At 55.3% G+C, this 23,582-nt stretch carries 20 protein-coding genes; 3 read left to right on the top strand and 17 right to left on the bottom strand.

Annotated features, from left to right (window positions below; translation table 11 throughout):
- Nucleotides 1–81: 81 nt before the first annotated feature.
- From menF to AC2FAK_RS09470, 3 genes are all read right to left on the bottom strand, one after another.
- The gene (gene menF, locus AC2FAK_RS09480; RefSeq protein ID WP_038983961.1) at nt 82–1,377 is read right to left on the bottom strand and encodes an isochorismate synthase MenF; all 1,296 of its coding nucleotides are present in this window, start codon (nt 1,375–1,377) and stop codon (nt 82–84) included.
- Nucleotides 1,378–1,472: 95 nt separating this feature from the next.
- Nucleotides 1,473–1,778: a stress response protein ElaB gene (gene elaB / locus AC2FAK_RS09475; RefSeq protein WP_028028061.1), complete on the bottom strand. Its 306-nt coding sequence runs from the start codon at nt 1,776–1,778 to the stop codon at nt 1,473–1,475.
- A gap of 53 nt (nt 1,779–1,831) precedes the next feature.
- The gene (locus AC2FAK_RS09470) at nt 1,832–2,293 is read right to left on the bottom strand and encodes a GNAT family N-acetyltransferase (RefSeq protein WP_038983959.1); all 462 of its coding nucleotides are present in this window, start codon (nt 2,291–2,293) and stop codon (nt 1,832–1,834) included.
- Between the two features lie 70 nt (nt 2,294–2,363).
- On the opposite strand from AC2FAK_RS09470, the gene rbn reads away from it, so the two are divergent.
- Both rbn and AC2FAK_RS09460 read left to right on the top strand, forming a co-directional pair.
- The gene (gene rbn, locus AC2FAK_RS09465) at nt 2,364–3,281 is read left to right on the top strand and encodes a ribonuclease BN (protein WP_095455035.1); all 918 of its coding nucleotides are present in this window, start codon (nt 2,364–2,366) and stop codon (nt 3,279–3,281) included.
- Nucleotides 3,282–3,345: 64 nt separating this feature from the next.
- Nucleotides 3,346–4,350 (top strand): chemotaxis protein, encoded by a 1,005-nt coding sequence (locus AC2FAK_RS09460; RefSeq protein WP_047023807.1) that lies wholly within the window; start codon nt 3,346–3,348, stop codon nt 4,348–4,350.
- Between the two features lie 493 nt (nt 4,351–4,843).
- Here AC2FAK_RS09460 and nuoN read toward each other — a convergent pair whose 3' ends face one another.
- The 14 genes from nuoN to lrhA all read right to left on the bottom strand — a co-directional run bounded on the left by nuoN (nt 4,844) and on the right by lrhA (nt 21,350).
- Entirely contained in the window at nt 4,844–6,301 is a 1,458-nt protein-coding gene (gene nuoN / locus AC2FAK_RS09455; RefSeq protein ID WP_014832756.1) for an NADH-quinone oxidoreductase subunit NuoN, read from the bottom strand.
- 6 nt (nt 6,302–6,307) lie between these two features.
- Nucleotides 6,308–7,837, bottom strand: coding sequence for an NADH-quinone oxidoreductase subunit M (nuoM, locus tag AC2FAK_RS09450; RefSeq protein ID WP_013098102.1), 1,530 nt, complete (start codon nt 7,835–7,837; stop codon nt 6,308–6,310).
- Nucleotides 7,838–7,913: 76 nt separating this feature from the next.
- Nucleotides 7,914–9,755, bottom strand: coding sequence for an NADH-quinone oxidoreductase subunit L (gene nuoL / locus AC2FAK_RS09445; RefSeq protein ID WP_014832758.1), 1,842 nt, complete (start codon nt 9,753–9,755; stop codon nt 7,914–7,916).
- On the bottom strand, nt 9,752–10,054 hold the full coding sequence (gene nuoK / locus AC2FAK_RS09440; RefSeq protein WP_003861496.1) for an NADH-quinone oxidoreductase subunit NuoK: 303 nt from the start codon (nt 10,052–10,054) through the stop codon (nt 9,752–9,754). Before nuoK ends, nuoL begins: the two co-directional genes overlap by 4 nt.
- A complete protein-coding gene (nuoJ, locus tag AC2FAK_RS09435) occupies nt 10,051–10,605 on the bottom strand; it encodes an NADH-quinone oxidoreductase subunit J (protein WP_008500212.1) in 555 nt (184 codons plus the stop codon). The genes nuoK and nuoJ overlap by 4 nt, the downstream gene beginning before the upstream one ends.
- 10 nt (nt 10,606–10,615) lie before the next feature.
- Complete coding sequence (gene nuoI, locus AC2FAK_RS09430; RefSeq protein ID WP_003861491.1) at nt 10,616–11,158, bottom strand: NADH-quinone oxidoreductase subunit NuoI; 543 nt, start codon at nt 11,156–11,158, stop codon at nt 10,616–10,618.
- Nucleotides 11,159–11,171: 13 nt separating this feature from the next.
- Nucleotides 11,172–12,149: an NADH-quinone oxidoreductase subunit NuoH gene (gene nuoH, locus AC2FAK_RS09425; protein ID WP_013098104.1), complete on the bottom strand. Its 978-nt coding sequence runs from the start codon at nt 12,147–12,149 to the stop codon at nt 11,172–11,174.
- Nucleotides 12,146–14,869 (bottom strand): NADH-quinone oxidoreductase subunit NuoG, encoded by a 2,724-nt coding sequence (nuoG, locus tag AC2FAK_RS09420; protein ID WP_047023806.1) that lies wholly within the window; start codon nt 14,867–14,869, stop codon nt 12,146–12,148. Before nuoG ends, nuoH begins: the two co-directional genes overlap by 4 nt.
- A 54-nt stretch (nt 14,870–14,923) precedes the next feature.
- Nucleotides 14,924–16,261 carry an NADH-quinone oxidoreductase subunit NuoF gene (gene nuoF, locus AC2FAK_RS09415; RefSeq protein WP_003861487.1) on the bottom strand — a complete coding sequence of 446 codons (1,338 nt, stop codon included), beginning with the start codon at nt 16,259–16,261 and terminating at the stop codon, nt 14,924–14,926.
- On the bottom strand, nt 16,258–16,758 hold the full coding sequence (gene nuoE, locus AC2FAK_RS09410; RefSeq protein ID WP_003861486.1) for an NADH-quinone oxidoreductase subunit NuoE: 501 nt from the start codon (nt 16,756–16,758) through the stop codon (nt 16,258–16,260). Before nuoE ends, nuoF begins: the two co-directional genes overlap by 4 nt.
- 2 nt (nt 16,759–16,760) lie before the next feature.
- Nucleotides 16,761–18,563 (bottom strand): NADH-quinone oxidoreductase subunit C/D, encoded by a 1,803-nt coding sequence (gene nuoC / locus AC2FAK_RS09405; protein WP_013098106.1) that lies wholly within the window; start codon nt 18,561–18,563, stop codon nt 16,761–16,763.
- A gap of 89 nt (nt 18,564–18,652) precedes the next feature.
- Entirely contained in the window at nt 18,653–19,327 is a 675-nt protein-coding gene (gene nuoB, locus AC2FAK_RS09400) for an NADH-quinone oxidoreductase subunit NuoB (protein ID WP_095455036.1), read from the bottom strand.
- Between the two features lie 15 nt (nt 19,328–19,342).
- Nucleotides 19,343–19,783: an NADH-quinone oxidoreductase subunit NuoA gene (nuoA, locus tag AC2FAK_RS09395; protein WP_014171000.1), complete on the bottom strand. Its 441-nt coding sequence runs from the start codon at nt 19,781–19,783 to the stop codon at nt 19,343–19,345.
- A gap of 628 nt (nt 19,784–20,411) precedes the next feature.
- Nucleotides 20,412–21,350 (bottom strand): transcriptional regulator LrhA, encoded by a 939-nt coding sequence (lrhA, locus tag AC2FAK_RS09390; protein WP_029881734.1) that lies wholly within the window; start codon nt 21,348–21,350, stop codon nt 20,412–20,414.
- 946 nt (nt 21,351–22,296) lie between these two features.
- Here lrhA and alaA point away from each other — a divergent pair.
- Nucleotides 22,297–23,511 carry an alanine transaminase AlaA gene (gene alaA, locus AC2FAK_RS09385; RefSeq protein ID WP_013098109.1) on the top strand — a complete coding sequence of 405 codons (1,215 nt, stop codon included), beginning with the start codon at nt 22,297–22,299 and terminating at the stop codon, nt 23,509–23,511.
- Nucleotides 23,512–23,582 lie beyond the last annotated feature (71 nt).

Raw genomic sequence — 23,582 nt, 5'->3', positions numbered from 1 at the left:
TCCGGTATCAAGAATGCGACACAGTATAAATAATAGAAAAAAATAGAATTTTGATATGAATCGGGATTGCGCGAATCAGTACTAATCCTTCAGGAGCAGAGAGCGCAAGCCTGCGGCTTTATTTTCGATCTCCTGCCATTCCTGTTCCGGATCGGAACCGCTGACGATCCCCGCCCCGGCGTAAAGACGGACGGTGGCGTCATGAACGCGCGCCGAGCGCAGGGCCACGCAGAACTCGCTTTGTTCTGGCGACAGATATCCGGCGGATCCGGCATACCATTCCCGGTCGAAAGGTTCAACGCGGTGTATAAATTCGCGTGCTGGCTGGCGCGGTAACCCGGCAACCGCAGCCGTCGGCTGCAGCACATGCAGACATTGCTCATCATCCGCATGCTTGAGCTCGGTCCAGATGCAGCGGCGAAGATGCTGCACTTTGCGCAACCGCATAACCTGTGCTGGCAGGACCTCCAGCGTCCGGGTATGGTGCTGCAGCCGCTGGCAGATATCCTCTACCACCAGCATGTTTTCACGCTGGTTTTTATCATCGTTCATCAGCCAGTCGCCCAGAAGGCGGGCCTGCTTGTCATCGGGATGGCTGGCGACGGTACCGGCCAGCGCTTCGGTACGCAGCAGGTTGCCGCGCCGCCGCCACAGCCGTTCAGGTGTGGAGCCAAGAAACGCGTTGCTGGCATCGAAAACCATGCAGAAATGATAGCAGTTCAGATTCAGGGCACGGCTGGCCGCCATCAGCGCCACGGCATTCACCGGCTGACTGAACTGCAGATCGGTTGCCCGGGCGAGCACCACCTTTTCGACATCACCGCGCGCAATGGTTTCTGTCGCCTGGCGGATAAGGCGTAGCCATTCCGGTTTTTGCGGCTGATGGGTCTCCTGCACAACCTGGGCGGAGAGCGGGCGGATTGGGCGGGCATCGCGAAGCTGCTGTAAGAACGCCAGCGCCGCGTCGGCATCCTCCTGAAGGGAACGGTCACTCCACAGCTGCAGACGCAACGTGGCGGTCCCGGCAGAACGTCGCCACAGCAGGCGGGGTAAAAAGAGACTGCCCTGCTCCGGGGTGAAGGCATTCAGGCCGCAGATCCGCGTGTCGTTCGCTACAGGCTGTTGCTGTAAAAACTGCGAAGCCTGAGCCAGGGAGGAAAAATGGATGACGGCGCCCAGCGCAGCCAGCTCTTCATCACCGTTACGCTGCTGCCAGTAAAACTGGGGAAAGAGGCACTGAGCACCAAGCCAGGCGAGAGGGTCGAAAGCGTCGTTTAACGGGAAAGAGACGTCAACGTGACGTAAGCCGGGTGTAGCGGGTAACGCTTGCGCAAGCTGAGTACGCAGACGTTCCAGCGCGTTGGAAATCGAATGCACGCGAACCTCTCCCTGTAAAAACGCTTAGTATACGGGGTACCATCAGAAATATCAGTACCCACGTATAGGGAGGGGTTAAGCGTCCGATTCAGGGGTTAACGACGGGCCAGAAGCAGCCCCAGCACCAGCCCCACCGCCGCTCCGACACCAATGCCTTGCCACGGTTTTTCATGGACGTAATCATCGGCGCGATACACCGCTTTTTTTGCGCGGTAGTAGTAATTGTCGGACGCATGGCTGACGCGGGTTTTGACGTCATGTAGCGCCTGTTCGGCACGTGCCTTGAGTTCGATATATTTCTGATCGGCAGGGTCGCCGGACGAACGTAACACCTCTTCCAGCGTTTCGCTCAGTAACGTCAGGTCGTCATCGACACGGGTATCCCAGGATTGAAATGACATATTTTTCTCCATGTTAGTACACCAGTCCGCTAACTATAGCCAACGACCTGCCATTACGCCTGTTTCACTTCCCGCGCCATACCGATATGAGGAATGCCGTCTTCGTCGTACACGTCCGTGACCGGCATAAAGCCAAAGTGGCCGTAGAAAGACTGAAGGTGCGCCTGTGCGCCAAGGTATAACGCCTTGTCTGGCCACTGTTTTTGGCATGCCTCCAGCGTTTTTTCCATCAGCTGATAGCCCAGTTTTTCACCGCGCGCCTTGCCGCTAATAATGACGCGACCAATAACGACAGGCTCAAAATCGTCCTCGCTTTTCAGAATCCTCGCATACGCCACCAGCTCGTTATCCCTCCAGCCGAGAATATGACGGTTCTCGCCCACCAGATCATCACCATCGATGTCCTGATACGGGCAGGTTTGTTCCACAACAAACACTTCGCAGCGCAGTTTGAGCAGGGCGTACAGTGTCTGAACGGTGAGTTCACTATGGTGTAAATCTTGCCACTGGATCATGTCGGTCTCCTTCCTGGGTTCATCACGTTATACTAAACCCTCCCCCATTCGGCAAAGGGCTGATTGCGTTATGGAACTGATTTTTCTGGGTACGTCCGCTGGCGTGCCAACACGCACACGAAACGTGACCGCGATCCTGCTGGATCTGCAGCACCCAACCCGTGGTGGACTGTGGCTGTTTGACTGTGGCGAAGGAACGCAGCATCAGCTGTTACACACCGCTTATCATCCCGGTAAGCTGGATAAGATCTTTATCACGCATCTGCATGGCGATCACCTGTTTGGCCTGCCGGGCCTGCTGTGCAGTCGTTCGATGGCGGGTAATGCCAACCCGCTGACGATTTACGGGCCGGCGGGTACTGGTGAGTTTGTTGAAACCACGCTGCGCCTGAGCGGGTCGTGGACAGATTATCCGCTGGAGGTGATCGAGATAACCGAGGGGCTGGTTTTGGATGACGGGGACTATACCGTCACCGCCCGGCCGCTGAATCATCCGGTTGAGTGCTATGGCTACCGCATTGAAGCGCATGATAAGCCCGGCGCGCTCGACGCCGCTGCGCTGATTGCCGCTGGTGTGAAGCCCGGACCGCTTTTCCAGCGACTGAAACAGGGCGATACCGTCACGCTTGAGGACGGCCGCATGATTAATGGCCAGGACTATCTCGCCCCACCGCAGCCAGGGAAAAAACTGGCGATTTTTGGCGATACCGCGCCCTGCCCTGCGGCCCTGCAACTGGCGCGAGAGGTGGATGTGATGGTGCACGAAGCCACGCTTGAAACGGCGATGGAAGAGAAAGCCAACAGCCGGGGTCACAGCTCAACACGTCAGGCGGCGGCGCTTGCCCGTGAAGCGAACGTCGGAAGATTGATTGTCACCCATGTCAGCTCGCGCTATGACGCCCGCGGCTGTGAAAAACTGCTGGCAGAGTGCCGCGACGTATTCCCGGCATGTGAGCTGGCCAACGATTTCACTAAGGTCAGCGTTTAGTCCTTCATTTTTCTCTCAGGATGCCGATAACGATTAAAAGGGCAGCATTTCACTTGAGGGTAGAATGGATAATTTCCAGAAAGATATTGATGACAGGGCAAATCTCACCCTGTCGAATCGTTTTGAGCTGTTGCTGTTCCGTCTGGGCACGTCTCTGAATGAAAATAAATCCGAGCTGTTTGGCATTAACGTCTTTAAGCTGCGTGAAATTGTGCCGATGCCGGAGTTCACCAAACCCGCAGGGATGAAGTCCCCGCTGATGGGGATGGTGAATATCCGCGATCAGGTGATCCCGGTGATCGACCTGGCCGCCGTGGCGGGCTGTAAGCCGACGACGGGGCTCAACATCCTGCTGATCACCGAATATGCCCGCAGCGTGCAGGCGTTTGCGGTGGAATCGGTTGAGAACATCATGCGCCTCGACTGGAAGCAGGTTCACGCGGCGGAAACCGCCGTCAGCGGACGTTACATCACCAGTATCGCCTGTCTGGACGAAAAGACCGATACCAACGAGCTGGCGATGGTGCTGGACGTTGAGCAGATCCTGTATGACATCACGCCGGCCAACCACGATCTGCACGCTACGGATCTGCAGACCACTAAGTTCCACATCAAGCCTGGTGCTGTGGCGATTGTGGCGGAAGATTCCAAAGTCGCGCGCTCCATGCTGGAGAAGGGATTACAGGCTATGGAGATCCCGGCGCAGCTGCATATCACCGGTAAAGACGCATGGGAGAAAATTGGCGTGCTGGCCGCGCAAGCGCAGGCTGAAGGGGTGCCGATCACCGATAAAATTGCCCTGGTGCTGACCGACCTCGAAATGCCAGAGATGGACGGTTTCACGCTGACGCGCAAAATCAAAACTGACCCGCTGTTGAAAGATATTCCTGTTGTGATCCACTCTTCGCTTTCGGGCAACGCCAACGAAGATCATATTCGTAAAGTGAAGGCCGACGGCTACGTGGCGAAGTTTGAGCTGAACGAGCTGTCGTCGGTGATTGAAGAGGTGCTGGACCGTTCGATGAAGAAGATTGACGGGCCGTTGATTAGCAGGAAACAGCTGGCTTAAGTCTGGTGCGGGCTGAGGGATCCCCATAAATTAATGCCTGCACGGAGGACCCCCTCTCCCTTGAGGGAGAGGGTTGGGGTGAGGGGGAACATACGGCTGTAGGGGTAATTCCGTTCACTTTATGTTCCTTGCTACTCTGTAACAACATGACCCGTGAACGTGCCAGGGCGGCTCAATCGCCGCCGCCCTGGCGACCCGGGCTCCCGGCGGTAAATCGCCGCTGCGCGGTGCCTTCGGCTTATTCCTTCCGGCTTATCGGGGACGGGCGGATGTAACATCCCTGTAAAGCCGCCCTCTCGGCGCATCCATGCGCCTCGCCCCGGCCTGCAGGAAACGCCTCAGCGATTTACAGCCGGACCAGGGCATCGCTGTAAGTTATTCATTTTCCTGAAGCAACATTCATCGCTTTTGGTAAAAAATTACTGGAGATCCCTCAGCCCACAGGGAGAGGGCGAAAACCATAAAAAAACCCGCCGAGGCGGGTTTTTTGCTTTTACATTAATGGCATTGCTCGCTGCACGATATCAATCAGCGGCTGCGGATAGATACCGAAGATTAGCACCAGCAACGCGGAGATCAGCACCACAATACCACCGGCGCTGTACTGCCAGTTGCCTGGTGCGTCACGGTTGAGCTGCTGAGGCGCGCTCAGGTACAGGCTCACGGCCACACGCAGATAGTAGTACAGACCGATTGCCGAGCCGATAACCACGCCCGCAGTCAGCCACCACAGGTGCGCCTGCACACCGACAGCCAGCACGTAGAACTTACCGATGAAGCCCAGCGTCATTGGGATACCCGCCAGAGAGAGCATCATCACGGTCATCACCGCAGACAGGATCGGACGGTGCCAGAACAGGCCACGGTAGGAGAACAGTGAATCTGCATCCGGGCCACGGTACGGGCTGGACATCAGGCTCACCACGCCGAACGCGCCGAGGCTGCTGAACAGGTAACCGGCCAAGTAAACGCCTACGGTTTCCATCGACATCTCACCGCTCTGCAGCGCAATCAGTGCCACCAGCAGGTAGCCCAGATGAGAGATGGAAGAGTAACCCAGCAGACGTTTAATGTTGGTCTGGCTCAGCGCCATCAGGTTACCAAAGATGATGGAGACGAACGCGATAATCCCCAGCACCGTGCGAACTGCTTCGCTGTCACCTACCGGTGCGTACAGGAACAGGCGCATGACCACACCGAAGATGGCGATTTTGCTCGCCGTCGCCAGGAAGGTAGAAACCGGCGCCGGTGCGCCCTGGTAAACGTCCGGGGTCCACAGGTGGAACGGAACCAGAGAGAGTTTAAAGCCGAGGCCAACAATCATCATGCCCAGACCCGCCAGCAGCAGCGGCTCGTGCAGCATGCCGTCGCCGAGGCTCTTACCAAGCGCCATAAACGAAAGGTTACCGGTCTGTGCGTACAGCAGCGCAATACCAAACAGCAGGAAGGACGAGGCTGCAGCAGACAGGATGGTGTACTTGATGCTCGCTTCCAGAGAGCGCTTCTGACGGAAGGCATAACCAATCAGACCGAACAGCGGCAGAGAGATAAGCTCAATGCCGAGGAACAGCGCAGCCAGATGGTTCGCATTCGCCAGCAGAATGCCGCCCAGCGCGGCAATCAGAACCAGCAGGTAAAACTCTTCTTTGTTGTCGTTGTAGCCTTCGAGCCACGGATAGGCAAAGGTACAGGTCGCCAGGCTCGCCAGCAGAACCAGCCCTGTGTACAGCATGGCATAGCCGTCAACGCGCATCAGCGGGGTGACGTCCATCGCCCCGCCCTGGCCAACAAACCAGAGAGAGACTAACGCAGCGTTCAGTCCGATGACCGACAGCGTGGCATTCAGGAAGTGATTGCGTCGCCACGCAATGGAGAGCATCACAACCACCACCGTCAATCCGACGATCAGCAGCGGTAGCAGCGCGATCAGTTGTTGTGGAGTTATTGTCATGGCGAATTACGGCCTTGTAGTAGAAGCAGAATTAACAAACCACTGCTGGATATTACCCATCGCGGAGTGCGAGGTATCCAGAATCGGCTGCGGGAAGAAGCCCAGCAGCACCAGCAGTACGACCAGCAGCAGGATGATGAACAGCTCACGCAGCGACATCCCCGGCAGTTCTTGTGCAGCAATTTCGCTCTTCGCTTTACCGAAGTAAGCACGGTGCAGCATCGCCAGCGAGTAGACAGACGCGAACACCAGACCAAAGGTGGAGATGACGGTAATCATCGGTACCACTTTGAAGCTGCCGAACAGAATCATAAATTCGCCGACGAAGTTACCGGTACCTGGCATACCCAGGGTCGCCACCGCGAAGAACATGGACAGCGCCGGCAGCCACTTAATTTTGCTCCACAGACCGCCCATCATACGCATGTCACGGGTGTGCAGACGTTCGTACAGCTGACCACAGAGGATGAAGAGACCGGCTGCGGACAGACCGTGCGCAATCATCTGGATCACCGCGCCCTGGTACGCCAGCTGGCTGCCGGTGTAGATAGCAATCAGCACGAAGCCCATGTGGGAAACGGAGGTGTACGCAATCAGACGTTTGATGTCGTACTGCGTGAACGCCATCCAGGCACCGTAGAAGATACCAATCACACCCAGCCACATGGCAATCGGTGCGAACTCAGCGGACGCGTTCGGGAACAGTGGCAGCGCGAAACGCAGCAGACCGTAGGCTGCCGTTTTCAGCAAGATGCCCGCCAGGTCAACAGAACCTGCGGTTGGCGCCTGAGAGTGCGCATCTGGCAGCCAGCCGTGCAGCGGTACTACCGGCATTTTCACCGCGAAGGCGATGAAGAAGCCGAGCATCAGCAGGTATTCCACACCGTGAGACATCGGGGTCTTCAGCAGGTCTTCATAGTTGAAGGTCCAGACACCGGTCGCATTGTGGTGCACAAACACCAGCGCCAGAATGGCAATCAGCATCACCAGACCACTCGCCTGGGTATAGATGAAGAACTTGGTGGCCGCCGTGATACGCGTTTTACCGTCGGACGCCTTATGGCCCCACAGCGCGATCAGGAAGTACATCGGCACCAGCATCATCTCCCAGAAGAAGAAGAACAGGAACATGTCGATGGCAAGGAACACGCCGATTACGCCGCCCAGGATCCACATCAGGTTCAGGTGGAAGAAGCCCTGGTATTTTTCGATTTCTCGCCAGGAGCAAAGTACCGCCAGGACGCCGAGCAGACCGGTCAGCACCACCATCAGCAGCGACAGACCGTCAATCGCCAGGTGGATCGTAATGCCGAAACGCGGGATCCAAGGCAGGATAAACTCAGACTGCCACTGCGGAATGCCTGCAGACTGGGTCAGGGAGTAGCCACCCTGCAACCAAAGTTGCAGACCAAGCGCGAGCGTCAATCCCATGGTGATCAGCGCGATCCAGCGCGGCATCTTCACGCCAAAGCGTTCAGTCTGCCAGCACAGGAAGCCGCCGATGAAGGGAATTAATATTAGCCAGGGTAGTAACATGGCGATTTACATTCCTTTTTAAGGCCCCCAGAAGGGGCCTGATTTTCAACGAATTCGAATAAAATTCACTTTACGATCAACGCAACACCATCAGCAGCGCCAGCACGACAACCGCACCGATGCTCATGGACGCCACATACCAGCGCAGGTAACCGTTCTCGCTGTACAGCAGGCCTTTACCTGCAAAGCGGGAGAGGATCGCCGGGATATTCATCAGGCTGTTCAGTGGGTCGCGCTTCAGCAGCCACGCAATGCCCAGGAACGGCTTAACGAAGATCATGTCGTACAGCCAGTCGAAGCCCCACGCGTTGTACCACCAGGTGCCCAGCAGGCGGCCTGGCGCACTGTTGGCAACGGCAGTCACCAGCGTGCGTTTGCCCAGCCACAGCCATGCAGCAATCAGGATACCCGCGATAGCGACCACACCAGAGGTGATTTCAAGCGTCAGAACGCGGCCGTGCTCAAGCTCGGTGGTGTCTGGCAGTACACCCTGCAGCGGCGGCACAATCATCGCGCCAACGAAGGTGGACAGGACCAGCAGCACAATCAGCGGCAGGTGGTGAGTAATTCCCTTCCCTGCATGAGCGTGAATTTGTTCTTTACCGTGGAATACGATGAAAATCATACGGAAGGTATACAGGGAGGTCATAAACGCACCGACCAGACCCGCAACCATCAGATTGATATGACCATTCGCCATGGCACCGGCAAGGATTTCGTCCTTACTGAAGAAGCCCGCAGTAATCAGCGGCAGTGCCGCCAGCGCCGCGCCGCCCACCAGGAAGCAGACATACACCAGCGGGATGGACTTACGCAGTCCGCCCATCTTGAAGATGTTCTGCTCGTGATGGCAGGCCAGGATCACGGAACCGGATGAGAGGAACAGCAGCGCTTTAAAGAACGCGTGCGTCATCAGGTGGAAAATCGCCGCGTCCCACGCCTGAACGCCCAGCGCCAGGAACATGTAGCCAATCTGGCTCATGGTGGAATAAGCAAGAACGCGTTTGATGTCGGTCTGTACCAGCGCGGCAAAGCCTGCCAGCACCAGCGTGACCGCACCAACGATACCCACCAGATGCAGAATTTCCGGGGTCATCAGGAACAGGCCATGGGTACGCGCAATCAGGTACACACCGGCGGTGACCATGGTCGCGGCGTGGATCAGTGCGGAGACAGGGGTTGGACCCGCCATCGCGTCGGCCAGCCATGTCTGCAACGGCAGCTGTGCAGATTTACCCACAGCACCACCCAGCAGCATCAGCGTTGCCCACCACAGCATGTTGTTGCCTGCGGCGAAGTGTGCAGGCGCCAGTTCCACCATTTCGCGGAAGTTCAGCGTGCCTAGTTCGTTGTAGAGAATGAACAGCGCGAACGCGAGGAAGACGTCACCCACACGGGTCACGACGAACGCTTTCATGGCCGCTGCGCCATTCTTCGGATCGGTGTAGTAGAACCCGATCAGCAGGTACGAACAGAGACCCACGCCTTCCCAGCCCAGATACATCAGCAGCAGGTTATCGGCCAGCACCAGAACCACCATGCTGGCGATAAACAGGTTGGTGTAGGCGAAGAAGCGGGAGTAGCCCTCTTCACCGCGCATGTACCAGGAGGCGAACATATGGATCAGGAAGCCCACGCCGGTTACCACGGAGAGCATGGTCAGCGAGAGACCATCCAGCACCAGGTTAAAACCGATGTTGAAATCACCGACCGACATCCAGGTCCACAGCGGCACGCTGAAGGCCTGACGCCCGTTGTTGAAGAAATCGATACCCGCATACGCTGTTACCAGCGCAGCCAGACCGACAGATCCCATGCCGACGGTCGCAGACAGATTCTCAGACCAGCGGCCGCGAGAAAACGCCAGCAGCACGAAGCCAATCAGCGGAAAAATAATGGTTAAGGCAAGCATGTTCATCCACGCAACTCACTTACTGAATCGATGTTCAGGTTCTGGCGGCGACGATGGAGCTGCAGCAACAGCGCCAGGCCAATACTCGCTTCGGCAGCCGCGAGGCTGATGGCGAGAATGTACATCACCTGACCATCGGTCTGGCCCCAGTAGCTTCCGGCGACCACGAAGGCCAGCGCGGAGGCGTTAATCATGATTTCCAGACCGATCAGCATAAACAGCAGATTGCGGCGGATAACCAGACCGGTTAAGCCCAGAACGAATAAAATCGCAGCGAGGATCAGTCCATGTGTTAAGGGGATCATGCGCGTTCCTCCGTTTTTCTTTTCGCGCGGTCGTCAGTGCGGTTGCTCAGCACCTCACCAGCACGCTCTTCGCGGCCAACGTGGAAGGCAACAACCAGACCCGCCAGCAGCAGCATAGAGGCCAGTTCAACCGCCAGAACGTATGGGCCAAACAGCGTGATACCCACTTCTTTCGCGCCGATTGGCGTACCGTCGATGCCCTGGTCGTTCACGCCGAGAATGGCATAAACAATCACCACCAGCATGATGGCCGACAAAATTGCCGGACCAATCCACACCTGCGGTTTTAACCACTGACGTTCCTGCTCAATTTCAGAGCCGCCCAGGTTCAGCATCATCACCACGAAGACGAACAGCACCATGATGGCACCGGCGTAAACGATGATTTCCAGCGCACCGGCAAAGTGCGCGCCGAGCGCAAAGAACACCCCGGAAATAGCCAGCAGCGAAATGATTAAGTACAGCAGCGCATGCACCGGATTGGTGTGCGTAATCACTCGTAGCGTAGCCAGGATGGCGATAAGGCCACAGATATAAAAAGCGAATTCCATTGCCCTCTCCTTACGGTAACAGGCTCTTGACGTCGATAGGCTTGGCTTCGTTCTCTGCTTCGCCCTTATCTTTGCCGTCGATTGCCATACCCGCCATCCGGTAGAAGTTATATTCCGGGTATTTGCCCGGACCGGAAATCAGCAGATCCTCTTTCTCGTACACCAGGTCCTGACGCTTGTACTCACCCAGTTCGAAGTCCGGGGTGAGCTGAATCGCCGTGGTTGGGCACGCTTCTTCACACAGACCACAGAAGATGCAGCGTGAGAAGTTGATGCGGAAGAACTCAGGGTACCAGCGGCCGTCTACCGTCTCTGCTTTCTGCAGAGAGATACAGCCTACCGGACACGCTACCGCACACAGGTTACAGGCAACGCAGCGCTCGGAGCCGTCCGGGTCGCGCGTCAGCACGATACGGCCACGGTAGCGCGGCGGCAGATATACCGGCTCTTCCGGGTACATCCGGGTTTCGCGTTTGGCAAACGCGTGCAGGCCGATCATCCAGATACTGCGTACCTGGGTACCGAAGCCTACCAGTAATTCTTTTAAGGTCATGGTCTATAGCCCCTTATGGCTGCTGCCAGAGAATGACAGCCGCCGTTACCAACAAGTTGACGAGCGTCAGCGGCAGGCACACTTTCCAGCCGAAGGACATTACCTGGTCATAACGCGGACGCGGTAACGCTGCGCGAATCAAAATGAACATCATCATGAAGAACGCGGTTTTCAGCGCGAACCAGATGAACGGCGGTAAGAACGGGCCATGCCAGCCACCAAAGAACAGCGTTACCATCAACGCGGAAATGGTGACGATACCGATGTACTCGCCCACGAAGAACAGACCGAATTTCATACCGGAATATTCAATGTGGTAACCGTCGGCCAGTTCCTGTTCGGCTTCTGGCTGGTCAAACGGGTGACGGTGACACACCGCCACGCCCGCGATAGCAAAGGTAACAAAACCAAAGAACTGCGGGATAACGTTCCAGATGTCGGCCTGGTTGTTAACGATGTCGGTCATGTTGAATGAACCGGCCTGTGCCACCACGCCCATCAGGGAGAGCCCCAGGAACACTTCGTAGCTCAGCGTCTGCGCGGAAGCACGCATCGCACCCAGCAGCGAGTATTTGTTGTTACTGGACCAGCCTGCGAACAGTACCGCGTAAACCGCGAGCCCTGCCATCATCAGGAAGAACAGAATGCCGATGTTCAGGTCAGCCACCACCCAGGTCGGGCTGACAGGAACGATAGCAAACGCCAGCAGCAGCGAGGTGAAGGCGATCATCGGTGCCAGCGTAAAGATCACGCGATCCGAGAAGCGTGGGATCCAGTCCTCTTTGAAGAACATCTTGATCATGTCCGCAACCAGCTGGAGTGAACCACCCCAGCCAACGCGGTTTGGTCCATAACGGTTCTGGAACAGACCAAGCAGACGACGTTCACCAAAGCTCATGAACGCACCACAGGTGACCACCACCAGCAGAATGACAATCGCTTTCAGAATGCTCAGCAGGATGTCGATAAGATCCGGCGTTAACCAACTCATGCTTTTGCCTCCTGCAGGTTATCAAGACGCGCACCCGCCAGTACCGGCGCGATGCCAGGCATACCCATCGGCAGACCGACCTGCCCTGCTGTCAGGCTTTCAGAGATAATCAGCGGCAGGCTGATGGTCTGGCCCTCGTAGCTAAAGGCAATGTTCGCACCCGCGTTCACGCCAAGCTTCGCGGCGTCTGCCGGGTTGAGCTTGATGTACGGCTGCGGCATACGCTGCTGGAATACCGGTGAACGCTGGGACAGCTCGTCGCTACCAAACAGATGGTAGTACGGCGCAATACGCCAGCTACCGTCCTGCGCCTGGAAGCTCGTCGGAACGGTCGTGAAGAAGTCCAGACCGGTTTCGGAGGCTTCAATCAGACGCACGCCCGGATCGCCGTGACGCAGTGAACCGCCCACTTCCGCCTGGAACTTGTTCCACGCCTGCGGGGAGTTCCAGCCCGGTGCCCATGCGAATGGGATCTGTGAACGCGGCGCAGACGGCTGGTTGTTCCCTTCCATGGAGAAGGCGAACATGGTGTCTTTATCCTGCGGCTGACGTGGTTCGTGCACGCTGATATTGGCACGCATCGCGGTACGGCCACTGTAACGGTGCGGTTCACGCGCCAGTTTCTGGCCGCGAATACGGAAGCTCGCTTCAGGCGCAGCATCTTTAATGCCCGCCAGCTGAGGCAGTTTTTCGACTACCGCATCGATAACGTGGTCGAGCTGCGTCCAGTCCACTTCACGGCTCTGCACGGTGCTGTGCAGGGAGTGCAGCCAGCGCCAGCTTTCCAGCATCACGGTGTTGCTGTCGTAGTACGCCGGGTCATAAACCTGGAAGAAACGCTGTGCGCGGCCTTCGTTGTTGATAACCGTACCGTCGCTTTCTGCGAAGCTTGCCGCAGAGAGCACCAGGTGCGCTTTATCCATAATCGCGGTGCGCTGATGGTCGATTACCATCACCAGCGGTGCTTTAGAGAGCGCAGCGTCAACGCGCGCGGCAGAGGCATGGCGATGCAGGTCATTTTCCAGCACCACAACGGCGTCAGCAGCACCGGACTCCAGTTCGCTTAACGCTTCTTCCAGCGAGCCGCCGCCAATCATACCCAGACCGATGCTGTTCACCGCACGGGCAATCATGGTGACACCAACGTCCGCACCGCGGCCTTTCAGGGCTTTGGCGACGTTCGCTGCAGCCTGAATGATCTCGGCGCTACCGGCGTTAGTCCCGGAGATAATCAGTGGTTTCTTCGCCCCCGCCAGCGCCTGAACAATCACGTCGACTTTGCTTTGCAGGTCACGATCCAGTTCAACGGCCGGAGAATTGTTGTCCAGCGCATGAGCAATGGCAAAGCCAAGACGCGCCTGATCTTCAACCGGCGCGCAGTAGGTCCACGCGGCGATATCGTCCAGACGGGTGTTGTCGACGTTCGTCACAAACAGAGGATGCTTCGCGCGCTGGCCGATGTTGAGGATTGCCGCAATCTGCCAGTCAGCCACTTTCTGTGCCGCTGCCATTTCACGTGCTTTACCCTTCACCGCCTGGCGAACCGCCAGAGCCGCGCGAGCGCCAGTCTGCGTCAGATCTTCGCCCAGCACCAGAACCGCATCATACGATTCGATTTCGCGCAGCGCAGGGGTATGAATACCGCCTTCGCGCAGCACTTTCAGTACCAGCTGCAGACGTTCCTGCTCGCCCTGAGCGATACCGGTGTAGAAGTTTTCCGCCCCCACCAGCTCACGCAGCGCGAAGTTGCTTTCGATGCTGGCACGCGGGGAGCCGATACCGATCACTTTCTTCGACTGGCGCAGAATATCTGCCGCACCCTGCATCGCCTGTTCAGCGTTCAGGGTGATGAAATCGTCGCCACGGCGCTGAACCGGCTGACGCGGACGGTCTTTCAGGTTCACATAGCCATAGCCGAAACGACCGCGGTCGCACAGGAAGTAATGGTTTACGGTACCGTTGTAACGGTTTTCGATACGACGCAGTTCGCCGTAGCGCTCACCCGGGCTGGTGTTACAGCCCAGCGAACACTGCTGGCAGATGCTTGGTGCAAACTGCATGTCCCACTTACGGTTGTAACGCTCGGAGTGGGTTTTATCGGTGAATACGCCGGTCGGACAGATTTCCACCAGGTTACCGGAGAATTCGCTCTCAAGCGTACCGTCTTCCGGACGACCGAAGTAGACGTTGTCATGTGCGCCATACACGCCCAGATCCTGACCGTCTGCGTAATCTTTGTAGTAACGCACGCAGCGGTAGCAGGCGATGCAGCGGTTCATTTCGTGAGAGATGAACGGCCCCAGGTCCTGGTTACGGTGAGTACGTTTAGTAAAGCGATAGCGACGGAAGCTGTGACCGGTCATTACGGTCATATCCTGAAGGTGGCAGTTGCCGCCCTCTTCACAGACCGGGCAGTCGTGCGGGTGGTTGGTCATCAACCATTCCACAACGCTTTCACGGAACTGTTTTGCTTCTTCGTCATCAATCGAAATAAAGGTGCCTTCGGTGGCTGGCGTCATACAGGACATCACCAGGCGACCACGCGTGTCTTCCGCGTTTTGATATTGCTTCACCGCACACTGGCGGCAAGCACCGACGCTGCCCAGCGCCGGATGCCAGCAAAAGTACGGAATATCGAGGCCAAGAGACAGACAAGCTTCCAGCAGGTTGTCCGCCCCGTTGACTTCGTATTCTTTGCCGTCTACATGAATCGTAGCCATTAGCATGCTTCCAGTTGTCTCGAATTGCTTCGAGCGTTAATCAAAATTCTGTTTTTACCAGCGTGCTTTCAGCAGGTTCGGCTGAATACCATTGATTGAATGGGTATTGCTGAACGGCTGCTTGATGCCTGCTTCGAATTCGTCGCGGAAATATTTAATCGCGCTCTGCAGCGGCTCGACGGCACCCGGTGCGTGGGCACAGAAGGTTTTGCCCGGCCCTAAGAATCGACACAGTTGCTCAAGTGTCTCGATATCACCAGGCTGGCCTTCGCCGCGTTCGATAGCACGCAGGATCTTCACGCTCCACGGCAGACCGTCACGGCACGGTGTACACCAGCCGCAGGACTCACGGGCGAAGAACTCTTCCAGGTTACGCACCAGCGAGACCATGCCGATCTCGTGGTCGACGGCCATCGCCAGCGCCGTACCCAGACGGCTGCCTGCTTTACCAATGCTTTCGAACTCCATCGGCAGATCAAGGTGGGCTTCGGTCAGGAAGTCTGTCCCTGCCCCACCCGGCTGCCAGGCTTTAAATTTCAGGCCATCGCGCATGCCACCGGCGTAGTCTTCAAGAATTTCGCGGGCGGTGGTACCGAACGGCAGTTCCCAGACGCCAGGGTTTTTCACGCGGCCGGAGAAGCCCATCAGCTTGGTACCGGCATCTTTGCTTGAGGAGATGCCCTGATACCACTCCACGCCGTTGGCGAGGATAGCCGGAACGTTACACAGGGTTTCGACGTTGTTCACACAGGTCGGTTTACCCCACACGCCGGAGCTTGCCGGGAACGGCGGCTTGGAACGCGGGTTCGCACGGCGGCCTTCCAGGGAGTTAATTAGCGCGGTCTCTTCACCGCAGATATAACGCCCTGCACCGGTGTGCACGAACAGCTCGAAGTCGAACCCGGTACCGAGAATATTTTTACCCAGCAGGCCCGCTTCGGTCGCTTCGGCAATCGCGCGACGCAGGTTTTCCGCCGCTTCGATGTACTCACCGCGCAGGAAGATGTAACCACGGTACGCTTTCAGCGCGAACGCGGAGATCAACATGCCTTCCACCAGCAGGTGCGGCAGTTGCTCCATCAGCAGACGGTCTTTATAGGTACCCGGCTCCATTTCATCCGCGTTACACAGCAGGTAACGGATGTTCATGGATTCATCTTTTGGCATCAGGCTCCACTTCAGACCGGTGGAGAAGCCCGCGCCGCCGCGGCCTTTCAGACCCGACTCTTTCACCGCGTTAACGATGTCGTCTGGCGCCATGCCGCCCAGGGCTTTACGCGCCCCGGCATAGCCGTTTTTGCTCTGGTATTCGTCGAGCCATACCGGCTGTTTGTCATCGCGCAGACGCCAGGTCAGCGGATGCGTCTCAGCAGTACGAATTACAGTTTTCATTTGTACTGCTCCAGCAGGTCAGGAATGGCTTCCGGCGTCAGATGGCTGTGAGTATCCTCATCAATCATCATGGTCGGCCCCTTGTCGCAGTTACCCAGGCAGCAGGTTGGCAGCAGAGTAAAGCGACCATCGAACGTGGTCTGGCCCGGCTTGATATTGAGTTTTTTCTCAATCGCAGCCTGAATGCCCTGATAACCGGTAATGTGACAGACAACGCTGTCACAGTAGCGGATCACATGGCGGCCCACCGGCTGACGGAAGATCTGGCTGTAGAACGTGGCTACGCCTTCTACGTCACTGGCCGGGATACCCAGCACTTCTGCGATCGCATAGATCGCCCCATCCGGCACCCAACCACGCTGTTTCTGTACGATTTTCAGCGCTTCAATGGACGCCGCACGCGGGTCTTCGTAGTGGTGCATCTCGTGCTCAATGGCGGCACGCTCTGCTTCACTCAGCTCAAAAGCCTCGGTTTGTGGTTGTTGATTCTCGTGCATAATTAGCGGTCCACATCTGACATAACAAAATCGATACTACCCAGATACACAATCAGGTCGGAGACCAGACTGCCGCGGATGGCGGACGGGATCTGCTGCAGGTGCGCAAAGCTCGGCGTACGCACGCGGGTACGGTAGCTCATGGTGCTGCCGTCACTGGTCAGGTAGTAACTGTTAATACCCTTGGTCGCTTCGATCATCTGGAAGGATTCTTGTGCCGGCATGACCGGGCCCCAGGAAACCTGCAGGAAGTGGGTGATCAGGGTTTCGATATGTTGCAGCGTGCGCTCTTTCGGTGGCGGCGTCGTCAGCGGGTGATCCGCCTTGAACGGGCCTTCCGGCATGTTGTTGAGGCACTGCTCAAGGATGCGCAGACTCTGGCGCAGCTCTTCTACTTTCAGCATCACGCGGGTATAGCAGTCGGAAACACCGCCGCCAACCGGGACTTCAAAGTCGAAGTTCTCATAGCCAGAGTAAGGACGCGCTTTACGCACGTCGAAATCAATACCGGTCGCACGCAGGCCAGCACCGGTGGTCCCCCACTCCAGCGCCTCTTTCGCGCCGTAGGCAGCAACGCCCTGGGAACGGCCTTTCAGGATGGAGTTACGCAGCGCGGCTTTCTCATACGAGGCCAGACGTTTCGGCATCCAGTCAAGGAATTCACGCAGCAGACGGTCCCAGCCGCGCGGCAGATCGTGTGCCACACCGCCGATACGGAACCAGGCCGGGTGCATACGGAAACCGGTAATCGCTTCCACCAGATCGTAAATTTTCTGACGGTCGGTAAAGGCGAAGAAGACCGGGGTCATCGCGCCAACGTCCTGAATGAACGTGGAGATGTACAGCAGGTGGCTGTTAATACGGAACAGTTCTGACAGCATAACGCGAATCACGTTAACGCGATCCGGCACGGTGATGCCTGCCAGTTTCTCAACGGCCAGCACGTAAGGCATTTCGTTTACGCAGCCGCCGAGATACTCGATACGGTCGGTATACGGAATGTAACTGTGCCAGGACTGACGCTCGCCCATTTTCTCAGCACCACGGTGGTGGTAACCGATATCCGGAACGCAGTCGACAATCTCTTCGCCATCAAGCTGAAGAATAATACGGAATGCACCGTGCGCAGACGGGTGGTTTGGACCGAGGTTGAGGAACATGAAGTCCTCGTTTTCGGTACCGCGCTTCATGCCCCAGTCTTCCGGCTTGAAGGTCAGCGCTTCCATCTCCAGATCCTGCTTGGCTTTGGTCAGCTCAAACGGATCGAATTCAGTCGCACGTGCCGGGTAGTCTTTACGCAGCGGGTGGCCGGTCCAGGTCTGCGGCATCATGATGCGCGTCAGATGCGGGTGGCCGTCGAAGGTCATACCGAACATTTCCCAGGTTTCACGCTCGTACCAGTTGGCGTTCGGGAAAAGTTTTGTGAGCGTCGGCAGATGCATGTCGTTTTCAGACAATGCCACCTTGAGCATGATATCCGTATTGCGGTCTATTGAGATCAGGTGGTAGAAAACGGAAAAATCCGCAGCAGGGAGACCCTGGCGGTGCGTGCGCAGACGTTCATCCATGCCGTGTAAGTCAAACAGCATGACGTAAGGTTTTGGCAATTTCTTGAGGAAATCGACAACTTCCAGCAATTGTTCACGCTTCACCCAAACAACGGGTACCCCGGTGCGGGTCGCCTGAACAGTAAAGGCATCCGGCCCAAAACGGTTGCGCAGTTCGCCAATGACGGGGTCATCCAGATGATCCCGGGTCTGCCAGGCGGCTTCTTGCGCGGTTAAGTCGGTCATATTGTTCACCATTGCAAATGGTCCGTGGTGACTGTTAAGCCTGGCTTCGCGCTATTTGAGTAGTGATATGCGAAGGTGTTCTCCAGGCCCACAGGCGCAAATTAAATTTCGTCAGGCGTACGCAGGTTGGTGACGGCAATACGTTCACCACGTTTACGCTCGCGCTCAGACTGCGTGTTCGCGCGATAGACACCCTGATCGCCAACAACCCACGACAGCGGGCGGCGTTCTTTACCGATAGACTCCTGCAGCAGCATCAGCGCTTGCATGTAAGCTTCCGGACGTGGCGGGCAACCGGGGATGTATACATCCACTGGAATAAACTTATCTACGCCCTGCACAACGGAATAAATGTCGTACATACCGCCAGAGTTTGCACATGCGCCCATGGAGATAACCCATTTTGGCTCCAGCATCTGGTCATAAAGACGCTGAATAACCGGTGCCATCTTGGTAAAGCACGTACCGGCCACCACCATCAGGTCAGCCTGACGTGGGGATGCACGCAGTACCTCTGCCCCAAAACGCGCAACGTCATGCACCGCAGTGAATGACGTCACCATTTCAACGTAGCAGCAGGAAAGGCCAAAGTTGTATGGCCAGATGGAGTTCTTACGACCCCAGTTGACCATATCGTGCATGGCATGTTCGAGCTTGCCCATGTACACGCTTTTATTGACTTCTTGCTCCAGGGGGTCGGTTACGATCTCCTGTTTTTGCAGGGGGTAACGGTCATTCTCACCGTTAGGATCTATGCGGGTGAGCGTATAATCCATCTTATTGCCTCGCTGTTACTGCTGACGATTAGAGATACTGTTTTCCGGGTTGATGTGTTCACGACGTGAACGCGCAGGCGTCCAGTCAAGCGCGCCAATACGCACCAGATAAACCAGACCGGCCAGTAGCACTAAAATGAAAATTGCGGCCTCGACAAAGCCTACCCAACCACTTTCGCGGATGGAGGTCGACCATGCGAAAAGGTAAAGCGCTTCCACGTCAAAGATGACGAAGAACATGGCTACCAGATAGAACTTGGCAGACAGGCGTAAGCGAGCGGAACCTACTGAATCAATACCTGATTCGAAAGGGGTGTTTTTGTGCCTTGCGCGGGCGCGACCGCCCAGGAACCAGCCGCCGACTAACATCAGGCAGCACAGGCCAATGGCTACAATAAGAAAGATTGCGAATGCCCAGTGATGAGCGATGACTTCTGTGGATGTTGACATACTCATTGCTTACTCATCAAAAGTGATACCAACGACACTGCTCTTGCTGGCAGATGGGCATCACATCGATTCATGGGGAGGAACAAATAACCTTACACTAACTGTCAGAAATGAGACGTAGACAGCAAAATGATGGGGTTTTTTACTCCTTTCTATAACCTATTGTCAACTTTAACAAAGGTTTCTTCACATTAAATTACATCGAGCGATTCTCATTAACATTTGGTGCCCTTTAACCCTGGTGGTTACCTGACTTTTCGTCAAATGCATGTTGTTGAATCGTGTCCGTTTTGGAAGTAAAAAAAATAACCCTCCTATTTTGACAGGATTTGCCAACGATTCCTCCCCCTAAATGGGAGTATTTTCTTGATCTGAGACACGCTTTTGTTAATTCAACCAGTAAAACGGCAACATCTTTCCTGTTTTATTAACATGCCGGGCGCGGGAAGGAAGTGAGAAAGAATTTGTTCAGACTTTAATCGACTGCATTTTACTTATTGATAATTAAGAACTATTTTCATTTAACTCGCTTTAGCGGAGAGAATTTGTGCAAAAAAAAGCCACTCCATGCGAAAATAGCGCGAGTGGCATTTTTTTACACTTACATTTTGTTACCAGAATTTTGAGCTCTCGATCACTCAAAGTCACCTTCAACGATCAGGGAGTCATCCCCCCCTTCGTGGGTAACATGCTCGAACTGCCACGGGTTATGGTAGTTCTCCATTGCTTCGAACACCACTTTCGCCAGCTCGTTGTTACTGGACGTGTTGTGGCACAGCAGATACTCCGTATCCGGCAGCGGAGGGAGTCCATCGGATTTTCCCAGCACCCGCAGATCCGGGCTCATCATCTCCACCGGACGCGCCGTTACGCCAAGGCCGGCTTTGACCGCTGCGCGAACGGCAGGCAATGTGGAGGCCACATATGCCAGCCGCCACGGAATGTTGGCCTCGTTGAGCGCCGCCAGCACCATATCGCGGAATGGGCTCGGATCGTCCAGTAAGACCAGAGGAACCGGCTCGCCTTGCTGAAGCACATATTCCGCCGCGCAATACCAGTGCGTAGGAGACGTTCGCAGCGTCAGGCAATTAAATTGGCCGGGACGATGCGTGGTGACCACAAGGTCAACCTCGTTCTCTTTTAACATCTCAATCATAAAAGCATTACGCTTCACGCTAACATCCAGCGCAAGCTTCGGATAAACCGAACTGATTCGATTAAGAAGGAACGGCAATATAGTATCCGCTGACTCATCAGATGCACCTAACGTTAGCACACCCTGAAGGTTGCTAAACATTAATGACATACATGCTTCGTCATTAAAGCGAAGTATTTTCCTGGCATAACCCAGTAGCTGAATACCGTGTTCCGTTAAGAGCTTATTACGGCCATGACGGGCAAAAAGCTCTTTACCAACCAGTTGTTCCAGACGCTGCATTTGCTGACTGACGGCGGACTGGGTTCGGCAAACTGCGGCAGCAGCTGCTGCAAAAGTGTTGAGGTCTGCGACCGCAACAAACGTTCTCAGCAGATCGAGGTCGAGATTCATTATCGGACGATTTGCATTTATCATATCTATTCACTTTCAGGTTGCTCGTGCGGAGCTGCCCGGGTTGAAGCTGTGTGTAACAGTTAAGCAATTCCTTCTGGAGTTTTCCCTCGCATCCCGGCCCGGCAGACTGCCTGACAGATAGTTATTGTGCTGCTTTAGTGTATATATCAACAGTCAGAAAGCACGTTTCATGACGTTATTTTTATTCTCTTAAACGTTCAGGATATTTAGATGATCGCAGGTTAATGTAAATTACATTAAAGGTATGACACCTTTTCTGCCATCTTTATCGCAGCGCTGTCAACGTTGCAGGTTGTGCTTTGCACACGCCAGCCAGAGATAACTCCAACAATAACAATCAATTAATTCAGAAAATCAGGGCAAGATATACAAATCACATACGTCTTTCCTCTGCTTTCCTTAAAGACATCTTAACTCAAATCCACTTTATTTATAAGTCTTATCGCAATATTCAGGATTAAAGGTTGTTGTTAGGCTTCTAAACTAATTTTATTAAAATTAACTAAAGTTGCATTTTGTAGGTTAATAATAAATAAATTTTAATTTAGATTAAGGCCAATCATTAATAACACTTAACATTAATTTCACATGAGCAACTTTTAACCAAAGCCTGCTATTACAGCGCGATCTATTGAAGCACTCAGATTTTACGAAAAGTCACTCAGGTAAACTTCCGCCTTAACCCTGGCCGCTATTTTATTTTTAATAGCACAATATGCAACAAAGATTAAAATTAACAGCACAATTAACCTAATAAAACGCTTTCATGCATAACTTTAGACCAGAAAATTTCAACGCAGGCAGCGAAAGAGATTCAACAGAATTTTTTCTATTGCACAAAATCTTCTTCTGTTTACCCTTCAAAACGAAGCGAGGGGGGAGTACATTGTTCCGTGCTGACTTCCACGGCAGGGAGCGGCAATAATAGCGAAAAGGTTAAAGGTTCATGTCCCCTATCGAAAAATCCAGCAAGCTAGATAACGTCTGTTACGACATCCGTGGCCCGGTTCTCAAAGAGGCAAAACGCCTGGAAGAAGAAGGCAATAAGGTTCTGAAACTCAACATTGGTAACCCTGCGCCGTTTGGTTTTGAAGCGCCGGATGAAATCCTGGTTGATGTGATCCGCAACCTGCCTACTGCACAAGGCTATTGTGATTCAAAAGGACTCTACTCCGCACGCAAAGCCATTATGCAGCACTACCAGGCACGCGGTATGCGTGACGTTACCGTTGAGGATATTTATATCGGCAACGGCGTCTCTGAGCTGATCGTGCAGGCCATGCAGGCATTGCTGAACAGCGGCGACGAAATGCTGGTACCCGCCCCGGATTACCCGCTGTGGACGGCGGCCGTATCACTCTCCAGCGGTAAGGCGGTGCACTATCTCTGCGACGAATCCTCTGACTGGTTCCCGGATCTCGATGATATTCGCGCGAAAATCACCCCGCGTACGCGCGGCATCGTGATTATTAACCCGAACAACCCGACGGGTGCCGTCTACTCTAAAGCGCTGCTGATGGAGATCGTGGAGATCGCCCGTCAGCATAACCTGATCATCTTCGCTGATGAAATTTACGACAAGATCCTGTATGACGCCGCGCAGCACCACTCTATCGCCGCGCTGGCGCCAGACCTGCTGACCGTCACCTTTAACGGCCTGTCTAAAACTTACCGTGTGGCCGGTTTCCGCCAGGGCTGGATGGTCCTGAACGGCCCGAAAAAACATGCGAAAGGTTACATTGAAGGGCTGGAGATGCTGGCTTCCATGCGTTTGTGTGCCAACGTTCCGGCTCAGCACGCGATCCAGACGGCGCTGGGCGGTTATCAGAGCATCAGCGAGTTCATCGTGCCCGGCGGCCGCCTGTACGAACAGCGTAACCGCGCCTGGGAGCTGATCAACGACATCCCTGGCGTCTCATGCGTGAAGCCTAACGGTGCGCTTTACATGTTCCCGAAAATCGACGCGAAGCGCTTCAACATTCACGATGACCAAAAAATGGTGCTTGATTTCCTGCTGCAGGAAAAAGTGCTGCTGGTTCAGGGCACGGCCTTTAACTGGCCATGGCCGGATCACGTTCGTATCGTGACGTTGCCGCGCGAAGACGACCTCGAAATGGCCATCAGCCGCTTCGGGCGATTCCTCTCTGGCTACCACCAGTAACACAATCATTCTGCCGGGTGGCGCTGCGCTAACCCGGCCTTCAAAATCCGCAAATTTGCATCTTCCCTCCC

The sequence above is a fragment of the Enterobacter cloacae complex sp. 394F7 genome (genome assembly GCF_057320385.1).
Note: the sequence above shows the minus strand (reverse complement) of the source record. Positions and strands in the feature narration are given on the sequence as shown.

What these genes read in the sequence shown, in the direction of transcription:
- elaB (WP_028028061.1), bottom strand. Translation starts at nt 1,778, where the DNA reads ATGTCATTTCAATCCTGGGATACCCGTGTCGATGACGACCTGACGTTA.
- AC2FAK_RS09470 (WP_038983959.1), bottom strand. Translation starts at nt 2,293, where the DNA reads ATGATCCAGTGGCAAGATTTACACCATAGTGAACTCACCGTTCAGACA.
- rbn (WP_095455035.1), top strand. Translation starts at nt 2,364, where the DNA reads ATGGAACTGATTTTTCTGGGTACGTCCGCTGGCGTGCCAACACGCACA.
- AC2FAK_RS09460 (WP_047023807.1), top strand. Translation starts at nt 3,346, where the DNA reads ATGGATAATTTCCAGAAAGATATTGATGACAGGGCAAATCTCACCCTG.
- nuoN (WP_014832756.1), bottom strand. Translation starts at nt 6,301, where the DNA reads ATGACAATAACTCCACAACAACTGATCGCGCTGCTACCGCTGCTGATC.
- nuoM (WP_013098102.1), bottom strand. Translation starts at nt 7,837, where the DNA reads ATGTTACTACCCTGGCTAATATTAATTCCCTTCATCGGCGGCTTCCTG.
- nuoL (WP_014832758.1), bottom strand. Translation starts at nt 9,755, where the DNA reads ATGAACATGCTTGCCTTAACCATTATTTTTCCGCTGATTGGCTTCGTG.
- nuoK (WP_003861496.1), bottom strand. Translation starts at nt 10,054, where the DNA reads ATGATCCCCTTAACACATGGACTGATCCTCGCTGCGATTTTATTCGTT.
- nuoJ (WP_008500212.1), bottom strand. Translation starts at nt 10,605, where the DNA reads ATGGAATTCGCTTTTTATATCTGTGGCCTTATCGCCATCCTGGCTACG.
- nuoI (WP_003861491.1), bottom strand. Translation starts at nt 11,158, where the DNA reads ATGACCTTAAAAGAATTACTGGTAGGCTTCGGTACCCAGGTACGCAGT.
- nuoH (WP_013098104.1), bottom strand. Translation starts at nt 12,149, where the DNA reads ATGAGTTGGTTAACGCCGGATCTTATCGACATCCTGCTGAGCATTCTG.
- nuoG (WP_047023806.1), bottom strand. Translation starts at nt 14,869, where the DNA reads ATGGCTACGATTCATGTAGACGGCAAAGAATACGAAGTCAACGGGGCG.
- nuoF (WP_003861487.1), bottom strand. Translation starts at nt 16,261, where the DNA reads ATGAAAACTGTAATTCGTACTGCTGAGACGCATCCGCTGACCTGGCGT.
- nuoE (WP_003861486.1), bottom strand. Translation starts at nt 16,758, where the DNA reads ATGCACGAGAATCAACAACCACAAACCGAGGCTTTTGAGCTGAGTGAA.
- nuoC (WP_013098106.1), bottom strand. Translation starts at nt 18,563, where the DNA reads ATGGTGAACAATATGACCGACTTAACCGCGCAAGAAGCCGCCTGGCAG.
- nuoB (WP_095455036.1), bottom strand. Translation starts at nt 19,327, where the DNA reads ATGGATTATACGCTCACCCGCATAGATCCTAACGGTGAGAATGACCGT.
- nuoA (WP_014171000.1), bottom strand. Translation starts at nt 19,783, where the DNA reads ATGAGTATGTCAACATCCACAGAAGTCATCGCTCATCACTGGGCATTC.
- lrhA (WP_029881734.1), bottom strand. Translation starts at nt 21,350, where the DNA reads ATGATAAATGCAAATCGTCCGATAATGAATCTCGACCTCGATCTGCTG.
- alaA (WP_013098109.1), top strand. Translation starts at nt 22,297, where the DNA reads ATGTCCCCTATCGAAAAATCCAGCAAGCTAGATAACGTCTGTTACGAC.